The sequence below is a fragment of the Henriciella marina genome (genome assembly GCF_027213945.1).
Lineage (GTDB): Bacteria > Pseudomonadota > Alphaproteobacteria > Caulobacterales > Hyphomonadaceae > Henriciella > Henriciella marina_A.
Map to the genome: position 1 here is coordinate 82,554 of NZ_JAPWGW010000005.1, position 14,818 is coordinate 97,371.

The window sequence follows — 14,818 nt, forward strand, 5'->3', positions numbered from 1 at the left end:
TCTGAGGCGCGACCGCCCGAGAATGGGAAGCAGCGATGGAACAGCTTACCGAACTTGGTTTCGTCCAGGCACTTCAGGATTTCTGGGGTCAGGTCGAGAGTGTGCTGAACACAGGGTTTCTGGGACAGCCCATCGGGCGCGGCGTTCTCGCCATCATCATCCTCATGGTCGCCTTCTTCGCGCGCGGCCTGATTGCAAAGATCATCGTTGCGACCATCGGCAAGATGGCGGGCGAGACCGAAACCGATTTTGACGACAAGCTGGTCGATGCGCTGAAAGCGCCAATCTCCCTGCTTCCTGTCGCTGCGGGTATCTTCTTTGCCGCGCAAGCTATGGGCGCTGAGGGCGACGTCGATACCTTCTTCATCTCGCTGACCCAGTCGGTCATTATATTTGCGATCTTCTGGGCGCTCTACCGGCTTGTGAAACCGCTCCTGCAACTTGCCGGACGTGTCCAGCAGGTGCTCGGCGACACCTTCATCGGATGGGTGACGCGCATACTTCAGGGCGTGATCGTCTTTATCGGCGGCGCAGCGATCCTTAATGTCTGGGGCATTCCAGTCATTCCATTCCTGGCCTCGCTGTCGCTGCTTTCGGTCGCCGTCGCGCTCGGTGCACAGGATCTCTTCAAAAACCTGATCGCTGGTATGACCATCATTGCAGAGCAGCGCCTTGCCAAGGGCGACTGGGTGTTCGTCGACGGTGTTGTCGAGGGCACGGTAGAGGATGTCGGCTTTCGCTCCACCACGGTGCGCCGTTTCGACAAGGCGCCGGTCTATGTGCCGAATGCCAAACTAGCCGATAATCCGTTGGTCAACTTCTCGCGCATGACGCATCGTCGGATCTACTGGAAGATCGGGCTGGAATATCGCACCGACAGTGAGACGCTGAACAAGATCCGCGGCGCCATAGCTGACTATATCGAGAAGACTGACGACTTCGCTCCAGCTTCTGACGTGTCGACCTTTGTGCATGTCGATGAATTCGGTGATTCAGCCGTGAACCTGATGGTCTACTGTTTCACCAAGACGACGACCTGGGGCGAATGGCTCGCCATCAAGGAACAGCTTGCCTTCTTCATCAAGAAGACGGTCGAGGAGCACGAGGCAAGCTTCGCTTTCCCAAGCCGGTCTCTCTATTTCGAGAAGCTGCCCGACGGTTTTGCGCCGGAAACCTTCAGCCCGCCGGGCGATGACGACGAAGAGGGCGAGGATGACAACGATGTCCCGTCCAAGAACCGCAGCAAGAGCGTGAAGGGCTCTGCGAGAGGAGGTGGCCGCTCCACCACGGGCCCACAGCCGAAAGGACGCGCCGTGGACGGTGATGGCGGCGACAAGGGCACCGAAGCGGGTGGGGGCGAAGAAGGCGAATGAACCTTCCCGCGCTCGAGGCTGATTGTAGTCAGTGCGCCGCGCTCTGCTGCGTGCTTCTGCCGTTCGATAAGTCTGAGGCTTTCGCCTTCGACAAGGCGGGCGGTGAGCCTTGCCGGCATCTCGATGACTGCTTTGGGTGCCGCATACATGAGAAGCTGTCAGATTGCGGCTTCAAAGGTTGCATAGCTTTCGATTGCCACGGGGCAGGCCAGCGCGTCGTGCAGCAGGTCTTCAACGGCGGCACTTGGCGTGAAGACCCGGAGCTGATGTCGCGCATGGGCCGTGCCTTTCACATTATGCGGCGTATACATGAGTTGCTCTTGTTGCTTCGCGAAGCGGATAGACTTCCCCTCAGCCAGGCCCAGCGGAAAGAACACGCCGCTCTCCTGAAAATGCTCGCGCCAGAGGCTGCGTGGACCGAAGACAGTCTTGAGGCCTTCGAGGTATCCGCGGCAGAAACCGGCGTCCGGCGCTTTCTGTCTGGATTACGCGATAATATCGGGGCCTGAGTTTACGGCCGTCCCCGTCTCAGCTTGTCGCACCAACGGAACATGACAGCGCGCCCGGGAATTCTAGCTTCTGTCTGACTTACAGGAGCTCCCATGACTGACGCTTATACCGATCTCAACCAGATTTTCCTTGCCGGTAAATGGCGTCAGGGCACTGGCAAGACGCTGACGAACAAGAACCCATACACAGGCGAAACCATTTTCGAGATGAAGGCGGCAACGACCGATGATGTCGATGAAGCCTGCAAGGCAGCTAAGGCCGCGCAAACCGAATGGTCTGCTCTTCCGCCTTCCGCACGCTCAGCCAGGATGTCAGCGTTGGCTGACACGCTCGAAGCGCGCCGTGAAGAAGTCATGGACTGGATCACGCGCGAGATTGGCGGCACGCAGGTCAAAGCGGCGCTTGAGGTGCAGCTCGTTCTCGGCGTGTTGAGAGAGGCGGCAGTGCTGCCCTTCATGGTCGAAGGCCGCATTCTGCCAGAGGATATCCCCGGCAAGGAGTCCCGCTCCTATCGCCAGCCTGTTGGCGTTGTCGCTCTGATCAGCCCCTGGAATTTCCCGCTGCAGTTGACTGCCCGCACGCTTGCGCCGGCGTTGGCTGTCGGCAACGCCGTGGTGTTGAAACCGGCCAGCGACTCTATTGTGACCGGCGGCACGATCTTCGCGAAGCTTCTAGAAGAGGCAGGCTTTCCTGAAGGCCTTGTCAGCGTGCTTCCCGGCGGTGGTTCGGACGTCGGCACGGCGCTGGTTGAACATGAAATCCCACGCCTTGTTTCATTTACCGGCTCTACGCCGGTCGGGCGTGGTATTGCGGAGACGGTTGCGCAGTCAGCCATCCTGAAACCGCTCGAGCTCGAGCTTGGCGGCAATGGACCCATCGTTGTGCTGGATGACGCGGATATCGATGCGGCGGTCGATGCGGCGATCTGGGGCAAATTTATGCATGCCGGGCAGATTTGCATGGCGATCAATCGCATCATTGTCGACGACAGTGTCTTTGATGAGTTCGCTGACAAGTTTGTCGCTCGCGCAAAGGCATTGAAGGTCGGCGATCCATCAAAGCCCTATACATTCGTTGGCCCGCTGGTGAATGAAGACCAGGCTGATGGCGTGATGGAGCTGATTGAGAAGGCAACGGCAGAAGGCGCTGATTGCCGTGTCAGCGGCGAGCGCGATGGCCTCGTCATTCCGCCTCATGTGTTCGTTGATGTCGATGAGGACTCCTGCCTCTGCACGAATGAAATATTCGGGCCGGTCGCCCCGATCGTTCGGGCCAAGAACGAGGCCGATGCACTTCGCCTCGCAAACAAGACGGAATACGGCCTCTCCAGTTCTGTCTTCAGCCGCGATATCGAACGCGGCGTCGCTTTCGCCAAGCAGGTTGAGGCGGGCATGACCCACGTGAACGACCAGCCGGTCAACGATTCTCCTTTCAGTCCGTTTGGCGGCGAGAAGAATTCAGGCATTGGCCGCTTTAACGGCCGCTGGGCTGTGGACGCGTTCACCACCGATCAATGGATCACCATCCAGCGCGAGCCGCGCCAGTATCCGTACTCACTCAATGATCTTGGTTAGGGCAGGGCGCCTTGCGCCAAAGAAAAACCCCGGCTCTAGGGCCGGGGCTTCCTGACTGTTCGGTTTGACGGCGGCCACTAGGCAGCGATCGCGTCTTCTTTCTTTTTCGGGTCGCGCAGCACATAGCCGCGGCCCCAGACGGTTTCGATGTAATGCTCGCCGTCCGGATTGTCGGAAGTTGCAGTCGCTTTTGCGAGCTTCTTGCGGAGCTTACAGATGAAGACGTCGATGATCTTGAGTTCAGGCTCGTCCATGCCGCCATAAAGGTGGTTCAGGAACATTTCCTTGGTGAGCGTCACGCCCTTCCTGAGCGAGAGCAGCTCGAACATCTGGTATTCCTTGCCGGTGAGGTGCACGCGGTCGCCTTCGACCTCAACCGTCTTGGAGTCGAGATTGACGACGATCTCGCCGGTGCGGATGACGCTCTCGGCGTGGCCCTTGGAGCGGCGGACAATCGCCGTGATCCGGGCAATCAGCTCATCCTTGTTGAATGGCTTGGTGAGGTAGTCGTCAGCGCCGTAGCCGAGCGTCTTCACCTTGGCTTCGATGTCCGGATTACCGGAGAGGATCAGGACCGGCGTATTGATACGGGCCATGCGAAGCTGCTTGAGCACGTCGTAGCCAGAGATATCCGGCAGGTCGAGGTCAAGCACGATGATGTCGTATTCATACACCTTGCCGAGGTCCACGCCCTCTTCGCCGAGGTCGGTGGTATAGATGTTGAAGCCAGCCGCCTTGAGCATCAGTTCGATGCTACGTGCGACGGAGCTGTCATCCTCAATTAGAAGCACTCGCATGTGTCACTCTCCCGAATCAGTCTAGCGACACAGTAGCCGCCCCGTTAACCAATGTGAATCTATGGAGCGAGAATTACCAAGAGTTTAACACTGGTAATTAATTGCCCCATTTTGTTCACACCTCTTAATAATGCAGGTCCCGTCCGCCTGAGCGGCCGATGAAAGTCTGTGCGATGGCGATCGCATCCTGGATTGGCTGCGCCGTCGGATCGGTCGAGATCAATGTCCGCTGGCAACGCACTGCTTCGCGCACCTTTTCGTCGCGGTGGACGATCCCGGCGAGCGGTGGGCGGTACCCCTGGAACTTGCGGCAGGCCATGGCGATCGCTTCATAGGTCTGCTGGCCCATGGCGCGGTTCGCCGCCTGGTTGATAGCAACGTGCTGGTCGACGTCCGGCGCATAGCCGCGAAGCACCTTCATGAAGGCGTAGCCATCAGTCATTGAGGACGGGTCGTCGGTGATCACGATCAGCGCCTTATCGGCGGCGCGCGCAAGACGCATGCAGTTGGCTTCGATTCCGGCGCCAAGGTCGAGAACGATCTTGTCGTATTGCAGCGACAGCGTCGTCAGGCCAGCAGCGAGGCGGGACACTTCATCGGAAGAGAGCTCTGCCAGTGCACCAGAGCCAGAGCGGCCCGGCAGCACATCAAAGCCGCCATCGCCAGCGCCGCCATCAACCGGCGTCACTGCGTCTTCTAGTTCAACCCAGCCTGCGATCACCGCAGCGATGTCGGTGATCGGCTCAATGCCGAGCTGGACGTCCACGTTTGCTAGACCAAGGTCGCCATCAACAAGAAGCGTCCTCTGCCCCTGCTGGGCAAAGGCACTGGCCAGTGTGATCGACATGAACGTCTTTCCCACACCGCCTTTCCCGGATGCGACCGCTATGATCGAACCCGGTTCAACGCGTCTGTGATGAGACTTGCCTTGCGGCGCTTTTGGTCTGTCCATCGATTTTGGAAGCATGAAGCTCATCTCATGCAGCTCCTCTCAGTGCGAAATCTGCTGAAGCTTCTTCCAGCAGGATCTTTGATAGCCGGGCCGGTGTTGCGGGCGTGAGTCCGCCGCCGATGAACGGGGTGATCCCAAGTTGGGCGAAGGATATACCAGCGCCGCTCAGCGCTGCGACAATACCGCCGCGCCTTCGCGTCACATCCAGTTTGGAGATAATCGCGCGCTTTATACCGGCATCTGCAAAAGCGTGCGCAGCATCGGCGAGATCATCAGGGTGGCCTTCGGCCGATATGACGAGAACCGGTTCAGCGTCAATAACGGCAATGAGGTCTTTCAGGCTGGCCATGTCCTCACGGTCGAAAGGAACGATGGCCGGAAGATCGATCACGCAGCGGTCGCCATCTTCGCGCGCAGTGCGCAGCAGCTCGAAAAGGTCATCTGGCGTGCGCGCGACACGGATCTGGTCCTGCTCAAGCTCAAGATAGGCTGCGAGCTGCGCGCCGCCTGCAGTTGCGTCGAGGTCGGCCGCAACAGGCAGGATACGTGTGTCAGCAACGGCGGCCCGGCGGGTCAGCTTTGCGGCCGTTGCCGTGCGGCCATGTCCTGGTGGCCCGACGAGGATGATGTCGCGCACCGGGCGTGCGGCGATCGGGTCGCAGCTGATCAGCGCGTCGAGGCCGCAGGCGAGGATGTCAGCCGGATCGCTGGACTTGGCGCTGGCTGGAATTCCCGCATCGGCCACGCGGTCCGCAAAGCGCGGCGGGGCACCATGCCAGAGCAGCGCATCGCGCACGCGGTTGCGCAGTGGATTTTCCTGCGGACGACCCATGACGCCGGTGCGATCAATACGGGTTACAAAACGCGGCTCGCTCGGAACCATGCCGCCGCCGAGCTTGTCGGTTGCAGCGCGGACTTCAACACCACCAGGGACTTCGCGCTCCGAGAGAATGATGGCGTCGTCGCCCATCTCGGCAAAGATCATGGCCTTTGCCGCTTCCAGACTCTCGGCTGCGAACATTTTCATGCGCATGAGCAAATCACTCCATTCTGGAGATCGGTTGTCGGCGAGAAAGGTTAACGAATTCTGTCAATCTGTTAGGACTGGCAGAGTTATCCCCAGACTTTCATGCATGGAAAGCCGGGTTCGTGCTGTCGGGCTTAGAAAGAGCCCCGATTAAGCAGCCTGCTTTTCATCAAGAATTTCAGAGAGTTTCACGCCGAGCTGTCCGTTGCTGACGATCAGGCGCCCGCGCGCCAGAAGCTGGTCGGACACGTAGATGTCCACAGGTTCATTAATGAATCGCTCCAGCGCGACGATCTCGCCGCCGCGCATGGCACTCAGTTTCTCGATCGGGATTCGCGCCTCGCCGAGAATGACATCGACTCGCACAGGCACATCCAGCAGATTTGATCCAGACGCACGCCCGCTCATCGTATCGCTCCTCCCGGTCTTGGTGTTGAAGGTTGGCCGAAAAGGTTTCGCGCGGGTTACCGCGCGACCTCGCCCCTCAAAATTTCAGGTTCGAATCACCCTTGGAAGAGATTGCCCTGCCCGTCAACGAGCTCGGATGCAATCTTGCGAATTCGTGCCTTTGCATCCTGGCGGACACTTTCCGAAATCGATGCTTTTTCAAGCGCATTTGCAAGCTCGACGATTTGCAGGAGCGCAATCCGCAGCGCATCCGATGACCGCTCGATGGCGGCATTGCGTGCCTTCGCTTCACGGTCACGCACCATGTCCAGCGTACTGCGGCGCGTATCTTCGAGAAGCGCGGAAAGTTCGGAAATGCTGATCGCGATCTTCTCCGGGCCCATCGGAGCAGGGACGGGCGCGCTGAAATCGCTGCGAAACTCGAATGGGGTGACGGTCTGCTGGCGGGCGGCGCTCATTCGATCAGCTCATCGTCAATGTCATCGCGCGCAAGAATGTCGCCCCGGCGGGCGAGATGGCGAGCAATGTCGGTAATCTCTGTGCGGGCTGCTTCGACGCGCGAGCGCTTCACTGGACCCGCCGCGCCGATCTCGGAGACGAGAAGCTCACCAGCGCGCTTTGTCATGTTCTTCATGAAGACCTCACGCACAGGAGTGCTGGCCCCTTTCAGCGCCAATGCCAGGACAGAGCGGTCGACCTGCGACAGCACAGTCTGGATTGCGGCAGGTTCAAGCGCCGCGAGGTCGTCAAACGTGAACATGTGCGCACGGATCCGCGCGGCACAGCCCGGGTCGGATGCTTCGAGAGCCTTGAGGAAGGATGTCTCAAGCCCGTTGCTCAGCCTGTCGAAGATACGGGCGACGCCAACTGGTCCGGCTGCTTTGAAACCATCGGTGCGCGTTGCAGCGAGTGCCTCAAGCTGGGCTTCGATCGTTCTCAGTGTGGCTGGGTGGACCGGACCAAGCAACATGAGCCCCCGCATCGCCTTGATCGCCGCTGGGCGGGGCAGGGCGTGCACAAGCTTTGCTGCGCCGGGCGCGGGCATTTGCGACAGGATCAGCGATAGCGTCTGGGGATGTTCCTCCTGCAGCATGCCGGCGAGTGCGCCGGCTTCAAGGTCGCAGAGGCGCTGCCAGATATTCTGCGGCTCACTGGCCGGCAAGTCCGGCTGTCGGGAGAGGGCGCGGCGTAATTCAGCGGCGTCTTCTGCGCGTGGCTGGATCGGCCCTGCAGTCATGGCCTGGCGAAGGTTCGCTGTCTCGCCGGCTGAAAGTTCGTTCCACACGCCCGCGGCCGCAGGGCCAAGCATTCGCATAAGGCGAGCGGCGCGATCAAGACCTGGCTGGTTACCGGTACGAGAGGCTGTCTCTGGCTGCTGGAATGCTGGAAGGCTCATTTTTCGCCCTCGTCTGACGAGAGCCATCCGCGAACAACCTGCGCAATTGCTTTCGGGTCGCGCATGGCCGCTTCTCTGACATCGATAAACTCGTCCTCATTCGCAGCTTGCGCCGGCTCTGCCGGTGACCGCATCATCTGGCTTGCGGATTTCAGCTCAAGCGGTGCCTCGGCGCGTGGAAACGGGTCAGTGACCTCATCGCGTGAGCGCAAAGGAAGCAGCATGTAAATCAGGATGAGCAGGGCGACAGCGCCCAGCGCGCCCAGCTCATACATCTCGACTTGCTGGAGCCCGCCAGCGGTGCCGGGCGCGAATGCGAAAGGCTGGATGTGCAGGCTGTCTGCGGCGCGATCATATCCTGCCGTCGTCTCGAGGATGGTGACAACACGATCAAACACTGTGCGGTCTACAGGCACGCCGCGCTCGGTGGAGTTGACCAGAAGCAGAAATTGCTGGTTGCCATCGCTGCCCGTGTGCGTTGCGACACGGACATTCCTGGCACCGAACACCGGCTCAAGCAGGTTCGTCAGCTGACGCTGCTCGAAGGTCTGCGCTTCTGCTGACGGCGCGCCGTCAGACAGCAGCGTGTTGGCACGCCATGCGAAAAGGCACGCAGTGATGGCGAGCGCAATGAGCGCCACCAGCCGCGTGCCTCCTGGCATAATTGACCTGCCTGCTGTCATGACCTGCCCCTTGGGATCTCTCCCGCAAGGCTAGGCCTGTCAGCGTAAACGGCGCTTTAACGGATCAAAGCAGTTCGACAGGGATGATGGAGTGCCAGTTCTAGTTGGCGCGGTACTGCTGCAGACGCGTGGTGCGCAGACCCTTGGTGCCAAACTCGTCATAGAGGCGCGACCAGCCGGCCAGCTCTTCCTCGGAAAGGGCGTAGCGCTCACACGCTTCATTCTTGGAAAGCAGACCTCCGCGAACGGCCGCAACAACCTGTGCCTTGCGACGCGTGACCCATCGGCGAATACCTGGCGGCGGCAGATCCTCCCTAGTCATGACCTGGCCGTCCGGCCCCTTGATGCTCAGAGTTCTAGCTGCGGCTTGCTGCGCCATGAGATCCACCATTTCTTAGCGGTTAAAGTCCTGAAGGCGCGTTTTGCGCCCGACCTCTGCTCTAGCGCGCGGGACTTAAATGACCTTTCAGCGAAGCCTGTGAGTTTTCATGAAAATTCGATACGTTCTCGCAGTCCCCATTAATCAAAGCTTCGCAAACCTGTCCCCGACTGGAGCAGGTGTGCCGGAACCGGACAATTTCCTTTATTTTTAGGCGCTCAACCGTTCATCAGCGGCGATTGTGGACGCTATGAAGCCGCCGCCAAGCACGCGACTTTTTGATGAAAAATCGTACAGGACGCAGGCCTGGCCCTTCGCGACGCCTTCTTCGGGAATGTCAAAGAAGACGGCAGGCTGGTCGCCGACCCAGCCGAGGTGAGCTGGAAGGGGTTCGCGCGTGGAGCGGACGCGTGCCAGCACGGGCAGGCCCATGTCGCAAGCTTCCTGCAGGCTGCCGTCGCCCAGCCAGTTCAGTTCTTCCATCGTCAAGCCAGCCGTCAGCAGCGCCTCGCGCGGGCCGACAATGACCCGGCGCGTTGTCGCATCGATCTTGACCACGAAGAGCGGCTCACCTGTCGCAACACCAAGTCCGCGGCGCTGGCCGATTGTGTAGTGGATGACGCCGTCATGCTTGCCGAGAACCCGTCCATCCAGATGCACGATCTCGCCGCCGCGACCGGCTGCCGGGCGCAGCTTCTTGACCACATCGGCGTAGGAGCCTTGCGGCACGAAACAGATGTCCTGGCTGTCGGGCTTGGATGCCACGGGCAGGTTGTACTTCTCCGCCAGCTCGCGCACGCGCGTCTTCGGCAGGCCGCCGAGCGGGAATCGCAGAAAATCGAGCTGCTCGCGTGTTGTCGCAAACAGGAAATAGGACTGGTCGCGTGAAGCATCCTCGGCGCGGTGCAACTCCGACCCGTCAGGCCCGTCAGTGCGCCGGATATAGTGCCCAGTCGCCAGACAGTCGGCGCCAAGCTCCTTGGCCGTCGCCAGAAGGTCCTTGAACTTCACAGTCTGGTTGCAGCGGATGCAGGGAATGGGTGTGGAGCCGGCCATATAGGTGTCGGCAAAATCTTCCATTACCTGTTCCTTGAACCGGCTTTCATAGTCGAGGACATAGTGCGGGATGCCGACCTGATCGGCGACATTACGGGCATCATGGATGTCCTGACCTGCGCAGCAGGCGCCCTTCTTCTCGATGGCGGCGCCATGATCATAGAGCTGCAGCGTGATGCCAACGACATCATAGCCTTCATCGGCCAGCATGGCTGCGACGACAGAGCTATCTACACCACCAGACATGGCAGCCACGACTCGCGTTTCAGACGGGGGTTTTGGCAGCCCAAGCGAGTTGAGCTCGCCCGCAGGGGCGATCTTTATATCGGTCATCTCATCCTCCAGCGGGTTCAAGGCCCGCAGCAGAAACAGCAAATTGAAGCGCGCTACATAGTCGATCCTGCATGAAATGTCAGCGGCAGGGTGTCAGCGAGATCCGGTGGTCCTCAAAAGCAACAACTGCAAGATACTGCATCCGTGAGTTTGCCAATCATTCGCATTTGCAGTAGGCGCAGCCAGTACATTTTTTTAAGGGCCCGAAACCAGATGAAACACCTGCACAAAACCCTTCTCGGTGTGAGCGCGCTTTCCCTGCTGTTCGCAGCGCCGATCGCCGCCGCACAAGAGGTCGAAGAAGACCAGGTCCTCGATTCCATCCTGGTGACCGGCCAGTATCTGTACACTGATGAAGTGAACGCGCTGAAATCGCCGACGCCAATCATCGATGTGCCGCAGAGCCTTTCCATCATTACCGCGGACCAGATCGAGCAGCAGGGTTTCAACAGCGTCGGCGATATTATCGACTACACGCCCGGCGTGAACACGTCGCAGGGTGAAGGCCACCGCGACGCTGTTGTCTTCCGCGGTGTGCGCTCGACGGCCGACTTCTTCATCGATGGCGTGCGCGACGACGTGCAGTATTACCGCCCGCTCTACAATCTCGAGCAGATCGAAATCCTCCGCGGCCCGAATGCGCTCCTGTTCGGTCGGGGCGGCACGGGCGGCATTCTGAACCGCGTCACCAAGAAGGGTGTCGTCGGAGAAACCTTCACAGGCTATCAGGCAAGCGTCGACACGTTTGGCGGTCTCGGCGCGCAGATCGACCAGAACGTCGCCCTGTCTGATGCATCGGCGCTTCGCATCAATGCGATGTATGAGAGCCTCGACAATCACCGCGACTTCTATGACGGCGAGCGGATCGGCATCAATCCGACAGCGCGTGTCGAATTGACCCCGTCGACGACGCTCGACCTCTCATATGAGTATATCGACCATGAGCGCTTCGTGGACCGGGGCATCCCGACCGGCGCAGATGGCCGCCCTGTCGAAGCGTTTCGTGATATTGTGTTCGGCGATCCGGAGCTAAACCGTACCTTCCTTGAAGCGCACCTGCTGCGCTCATCGCTGCAGCATCGTTTCTCCGAGACCCTGAAAGCCAATGTCAGCCTGTTCTATGGCGACTATGACAAGCGCTACCGCAACTTCTACGCATCCGGTTACAATGAAGCGGCGACGCCGGGCCTCGTCACGCTGGATGGTTATGAGGACTCGACCAAGCGCCAGAACACGATCCTGTCGGGCAATCTCGTCTGGCAGCCTGCGACCTGGGGGCTGGAACACACCATCATCGTCGGCGGTGAGTATATCGACACGTCGAACGATAATGACCGGTTCAACGCCTTCTGGGACACGACCGCTGACGACAATGAAGTCTTCGATATCCGTCGCCCTCTCATCCTGAACGGCGGCGTCGGTATCAATGCAGCCGGCCAGCTGACCACCAATGACTACACAGTAGATATCAACGACTTCACCAAGGCCGAAGTCGATGTGTTCTCAGCCTATTTCCAGGATGAGATCGAGATCTCCGAAAAGCTCGACGTCATCGTCGGCATGCGCTTCGACAGCTTTGATATCGAAGTCCTGAACGTCCTCGCCAATGACACCCGCAGCCGCAAGGATGAGGAAGTCTCTCCGCGCCTCGGCCTCGTCTACAAGCCGCAGGAGAACATCTCTCTCTATGCGAGCTATAGCGAGACCTTCCTGCCGCGCAGCGGTGAGCAGTTTGCCGACATCAATGGCAATGCAGATCAGCTCGACCCCGACGAGTTCACCAATCTCGAAGCGGGCCTCAAATGGGACCTTATCGGCGGGGTCAGCCTGACGGCCGCTGTCTTTGAGATTGAGCAGAAATCCCCGCAGGTCGCTGACAATGATCCGTCCACGCTGGAAGTGATCGAGTCTGAGACCCAAGGGTTCGAGGTTCAGGTGCAGGGGGAGTTCAGCGACCGCTGGTTCATCTCGGCTGGTTACTCATATCTCGATGGTGAGATCGTCAACCGCACGGGCCCGACCGGCAATCGTCCGCGTGAACTGCCAGAGCACATGGCGTCGATCTGGAACACCTATCGCCTGACCGACCGTTTCGGCATCGGCCTTGGCGTGACCTATCAGGATGAGAGCTTCATCGACAATGGCAATACGGCGATCCTGCCGGCCTATACGCGCGTTGATGCAGCGGCCTTCTACGACGTCTCAGACGCGGTCCGGGTTCAGCTCAATATCGAGAACGCGACCGATGAGCTCTACTTCCCGAATGCGCACGCGACCCATCAGGCAAGCGTTGGCGCGCCGCTCAATGCAAGGCTGACGGTTAGCGGGCGGTTCTAGACGCGCGGGAACGCCCCGCGCGGCTGAGGCGTTGCTGCGAGCATGGAAATGCTCGACAGCTTCTTTGGGACCGAAATCGGAACGATGCAGATCGTCGTGCGCATCGCGGCGGCCTGTATCTTCGGCGCGCTCCTAGGCGCCGAACGTGAGATACGTGACCGCCCGGCAGGCCTTCGCACATTCATGCTGGTGTCGCTGGCGGCCTGCCTTTTCACCATCATCGCGCTTGAAGTGAGCTATCTGGTCGAGTCGACTGAAGACGCCTCGAGTATCCGGCCAGACCCGCTGCGCATCGTCGAAGCCGTAACGGCGGGTGTCGCCTTCATCGCAGCCGGGACCATCATACGCCATAGCGGCCGGCTCGAGGGTCTGACGACGGGGGCAGGGCTCTGGCTGGCAGGCGCAATCGGTCTCGCCTGCGGTGCCGGTTTCATGGCCATTGCGGCGTTGGTGACCATACTCGCGCTGGTTATCATGGTCCTGTTCAAATGGCTGGAACGGTACCTGCCCGTCACAGACAAAGACTAGGCCTTGCCTTCGCAGTGCCTAGCGATCGCCAGAAAGGCCAAGTTTTTCCGCCAGCGCATCATGACATCCCGGCACGAAGTGAAACGCGTCCCAGCCATGCTGGCGGGCCGCCTCGACGTTCTCGGCCATGTCATCGACGAGGATTACGTCCTTGCCGCCATGTCCGAGCGCGTCCTCGATATGCGCGAAATAGGCAAGGTCAGGTTTGGCGAGCCGCATCCGCCCCGCGGCAAATACGGTATGCATGTGCTCACCAAAGCCCTGCGCCTCGATCCAGTCGGCGCGGTAGACCTCATTATTCGTTGCGATGACATTGGTGATGCCCGCCCGGCGCGCGCGTTGGACGATATCCAGCGTCTTCTCATCGGGAATGTGATCCTTGTCGAACCAGTAGTCGATCACTTCACCCGCCCGGTGCGGCACGCCGTGCTCGGCAGCCCAGTTGCCGACCAGCTCGTGCAGGTCCGCTTCGCCCACCATGGCCCGCTGGAACCGGCCAGAGAAGAGATAGCTCGACAGGGAATCTATCGGCAGGCCAGTATCCTGTTCAAACGTCGTCATCCATTTGAAGACACCGTTCTGGACATTGGCATTGAGGACGCCGTCAAAGTCCCAGGCAATCAGTTTGTAGCGTGGTGCAGTCATCAGGTGCTCGTATCCGGGTCGAAAGCTGTGCCCTTCAGGCGTGTCGGCAGCGGATTGCCGGGCGTCCTCGGCCATTGGCCGAGTATCTCCCCAGGCTCATACAGATCCTGGAAGAAAACAAACGTGTCGTGGCTGTAATTGGCGCGGATCGCCTCTTCCATCGGCTCATCGACAAGCAGCAGCGTCCAGACGAGATCGGGGGAGAAGACGGTCCGGACAGTGGAAAGGTCCACCGCGCCGCCCGCATGAAGGCGTTTCATCTTGTGAAAGACGAGAACGAACCGACGGCGGGCAGAATCGAAGCGCTGATACTCAGCTTCTTCCTCTGGCGTGCGGTCCATCTTGTGCCTTAGCACTCCATAGCGGCTGAGCGCGCCTGCCCGCTCATAGTCGAACAGAATGCCAGAGGCCTGCCGGAATTCATCAGCGGCGATATCGTCCATGAATGCCAGGATGATCTGCAGGTTCAGCGCCTTGCGCTGATTGTCAGCGACTTCCTCCAGTTCGAGCTTCTGAAGTTCCAGCGCTTTCTTCTGGGCGCTATTGGTCAGCATGATGCCGATAAGTGCAAAGCCTGAGAAGAATGCGCTCGCCGCGCCGAACATCGCGCCATACTGAGAGACACGGGTCGCGGCGAGATCCTCCAGCCGGACCAGTTGCATCAGCGCAATCGGCACCAGGCCGAAGACCAGCCAGAGCAGAATGGCGACGACTGACCACTGGTAGATATTGAGGCGCTCATGAAGCGGCTCTTTCTCTTTTTTCGTATCGGTGGGGGAGGGCTTGGTCTTTGGCATGCGCCATCTTTTGAACCAGAACG

Annotated in this window: 16 protein-coding genes; 5 read left to right on the forward strand and 11 right to left on the reverse strand. The window is 59.7% G+C overall.

Annotated features, from left to right (window positions below):
- Window positions 1–35: 35 nt before the first annotated feature.
- From O4G74_RS14630 to O4G74_RS14640, 3 genes are all read left to right on the forward strand, one after another.
- On the forward strand, window positions 36–1,373 hold the full coding sequence (locus O4G74_RS14630; RefSeq protein WP_269403302.1) for a mechanosensitive ion channel family protein: 1,338 nt from the start codon (window positions 36–38) through the stop codon (window positions 1,371–1,373).
- Window positions 1,370–1,882 (forward strand): hypothetical protein, encoded by a 513-nt coding sequence (locus tag O4G74_RS14635; RefSeq protein WP_269403303.1) that lies wholly within the window; start codon window positions 1,370–1,372, stop codon window positions 1,880–1,882. Before O4G74_RS14630 ends, O4G74_RS14635 begins: the two co-directional genes overlap by 4 nt.
- A gap of 93 nt (window positions 1,883–1,975) precedes the next feature.
- The gene (locus O4G74_RS14640; protein ID WP_269403304.1) at window positions 1,976–3,457 is read left to right on the forward strand and encodes an aldehyde dehydrogenase family protein; all 1,482 of its coding nucleotides are present in this window, start codon (window positions 1,976–1,978) and stop codon (window positions 3,455–3,457) included.
- A 77-nt stretch (window positions 3,458–3,534) separates the two neighbouring features.
- Here the strand turns inward: O4G74_RS14640 and ctrA are convergent, their stop codons facing one another.
- The 9 genes from ctrA to mnmA all read right to left on the reverse strand — a co-directional run bounded on the left by ctrA (window position 3,535) and on the right by mnmA (window position 10,488).
- On the reverse strand, window positions 3,535–4,254 hold the full coding sequence (gene ctrA / locus O4G74_RS14645; RefSeq protein ID WP_119378568.1) for a response regulator transcription factor CtrA: 720 nt from the start codon (window positions 4,252–4,254) through the stop codon (window positions 3,535–3,537).
- A gap of 124 nt (window positions 4,255–4,378) precedes the next feature.
- On the reverse strand, window positions 4,379–5,230 hold the full coding sequence (locus O4G74_RS14650) for an AAA family ATPase (protein ID WP_269403305.1): 852 nt from the start codon (window positions 5,228–5,230) through the stop codon (window positions 4,379–4,381).
- Window position 5,231: 1 nt separating this feature from the next.
- Entirely contained in the window at window positions 5,232–6,239 is a 1,008-nt protein-coding gene (locus O4G74_RS14655) for a flagellar biosynthesis protein FlhF-like protein (protein ID WP_269403306.1), read from the reverse strand.
- Between the two features lie 144 nt (window positions 6,240–6,383).
- Entirely contained in the window at window positions 6,384–6,641 is a 258-nt protein-coding gene (locus O4G74_RS14660; protein ID WP_269403307.1) for a FliM/FliN family flagellar motor switch protein, read from the reverse strand.
- A gap of 95 nt (window positions 6,642–6,736) precedes the next feature.
- The gene (locus O4G74_RS14665; protein WP_269403308.1) at window positions 6,737–7,099 is read right to left on the reverse strand and encodes a hypothetical protein; all 363 of its coding nucleotides are present in this window, start codon (window positions 7,097–7,099) and stop codon (window positions 6,737–6,739) included.
- Window positions 7,096–8,037 (reverse strand): FliG C-terminal domain-containing protein, encoded by a 942-nt coding sequence (locus tag O4G74_RS14670; protein ID WP_269403309.1) that lies wholly within the window; start codon window positions 8,035–8,037, stop codon window positions 7,096–7,098. The genes O4G74_RS14665 and O4G74_RS14670 overlap by 4 nt, the downstream gene beginning before the upstream one ends.
- Window positions 8,034–8,699, reverse strand: coding sequence for a hypothetical protein (locus O4G74_RS14675; protein WP_269403310.1), 666 nt, complete (start codon window positions 8,697–8,699; stop codon window positions 8,034–8,036). Before O4G74_RS14675 ends, O4G74_RS14670 begins: the two co-directional genes overlap by 4 nt.
- A gap of 121 nt (window positions 8,700–8,820) precedes the next feature.
- The gene (locus tag O4G74_RS14680) at window positions 8,821–9,099 is read right to left on the reverse strand and encodes a DUF1153 domain-containing protein (protein ID WP_269403311.1); all 279 of its coding nucleotides are present in this window, start codon (window positions 9,097–9,099) and stop codon (window positions 8,821–8,823) included.
- A gap of 210 nt (window positions 9,100–9,309) precedes the next feature.
- On the reverse strand, window positions 9,310–10,488 hold the full coding sequence (gene mnmA / locus O4G74_RS14685) for a tRNA 2-thiouridine(34) synthase MnmA (protein ID WP_269403312.1): 1,179 nt from the start codon (window positions 10,486–10,488) through the stop codon (window positions 9,310–9,312).
- A gap of 213 nt (window positions 10,489–10,701) precedes the next feature.
- Here mnmA and O4G74_RS14690 point away from each other — a divergent pair, with 213 nt between their 5' ends.
- Together O4G74_RS14690 and O4G74_RS14695 are read left to right on the forward strand one after the other, a co-directional pair.
- Entirely contained in the window at window positions 10,702–12,825 is a 2,124-nt protein-coding gene (locus O4G74_RS14690; protein ID WP_269403313.1) for a TonB-dependent receptor, read from the forward strand.
- Window positions 12,826–12,867: 42 nt separating this feature from the next.
- Window positions 12,868–13,353, forward strand: coding sequence for an MgtC/SapB family protein (locus tag O4G74_RS14695; protein WP_269403314.1), 486 nt, complete (start codon window positions 12,868–12,870; stop codon window positions 13,351–13,353).
- An 18-nt stretch (window positions 13,354–13,371) separates the two neighbouring features.
- Here the strand turns inward: O4G74_RS14695 and O4G74_RS14700 are convergent, their stop codons facing one another.
- Together O4G74_RS14700 and O4G74_RS14705 are read right to left on the reverse strand one after the other, a co-directional pair.
- On the reverse strand, window positions 13,372–13,998 hold the full coding sequence (locus O4G74_RS14700; RefSeq protein WP_269403315.1) for an HAD family hydrolase: 627 nt from the start codon (window positions 13,996–13,998) through the stop codon (window positions 13,372–13,374).
- A complete protein-coding gene (locus O4G74_RS14705) occupies window positions 13,998–14,795 on the reverse strand; it encodes a hypothetical protein (protein WP_269403316.1) in 798 nt (265 codons plus the stop codon). Before O4G74_RS14705 ends, O4G74_RS14700 begins: the two co-directional genes overlap by 1 nt.
- Window positions 14,796–14,818: the final 23 nt, after the last annotated feature.

Excerpts from the sequence above, each read along its gene's own strand:
- O4G74_RS14630 (WP_269403302.1), top strand. The coding sequence starts at position 36 with ATGGAACAGCTTACCGAACTTGGTTTCGTCCAGGCACTTCAGGATTTC.
- O4G74_RS14635 (WP_269403303.1), top strand. The coding sequence starts at position 1,370 with ATGAACCTTCCCGCGCTCGAGGCTGATTGTAGTCAGTGCGCCGCGCTC.
- O4G74_RS14640 (WP_269403304.1), top strand. The coding sequence starts at position 1,976 with ATGACTGACGCTTATACCGATCTCAACCAGATTTTCCTTGCCGGTAAA.
- ctrA (WP_119378568.1), bottom strand. The coding sequence starts at position 4,254 with ATGCGAGTGCTTCTAATTGAGGATGACAGCTCCGTCGCACGTAGCATC.
- O4G74_RS14650 (WP_269403305.1), bottom strand. The coding sequence starts at position 5,230 with ATGAGCTTCATGCTTCCAAAATCGATGGACAGACCAAAAGCGCCGCAA.
- O4G74_RS14655 (WP_269403306.1), bottom strand. The coding sequence starts at position 6,239 with ATGCGCATGAAAATGTTCGCAGCCGAGAGTCTGGAAGCGGCAAAGGCC.
- O4G74_RS14660 (WP_269403307.1), bottom strand. The coding sequence starts at position 6,641 with ATGAGCGGGCGTGCGTCTGGATCAAATCTGCTGGATGTGCCTGTGCGA.
- O4G74_RS14665 (WP_269403308.1), bottom strand. The coding sequence starts at position 7,099 with ATGAGCGCCGCCCGCCAGCAGACCGTCACCCCATTCGAGTTTCGCAGC.
- O4G74_RS14670 (WP_269403309.1), bottom strand. The coding sequence starts at position 8,037 with ATGAGCCTTCCAGCATTCCAGCAGCCAGAGACAGCCTCTCGTACCGGT.
- O4G74_RS14675 (WP_269403310.1), bottom strand. The coding sequence starts at position 8,699 with ATGCCAGGAGGCACGCGGCTGGTGGCGCTCATTGCGCTCGCCATCACT.
- O4G74_RS14680 (WP_269403311.1), bottom strand. The coding sequence starts at position 9,099 with ATGGCGCAGCAAGCCGCAGCTAGAACTCTGAGCATCAAGGGGCCGGAC.
- mnmA (WP_269403312.1), bottom strand. The coding sequence starts at position 10,488 with ATGACCGATATAAAGATCGCCCCTGCGGGCGAGCTCAACTCGCTTGGG.
- O4G74_RS14690 (WP_269403313.1), top strand. The coding sequence starts at position 10,702 with ATGAAACACCTGCACAAAACCCTTCTCGGTGTGAGCGCGCTTTCCCTG.
- O4G74_RS14695 (WP_269403314.1), top strand. The coding sequence starts at position 12,868 with ATGGAAATGCTCGACAGCTTCTTTGGGACCGAAATCGGAACGATGCAG.
- O4G74_RS14700 (WP_269403315.1), bottom strand. The coding sequence starts at position 13,998 with ATGACTGCACCACGCTACAAACTGATTGCCTGGGACTTTGACGGCGTC.
- O4G74_RS14705 (WP_269403316.1), bottom strand. The coding sequence starts at position 14,795 with ATGCCAAAGACCAAGCCCTCCCCCACCGATACGAAAAAAGAGAAAGAG.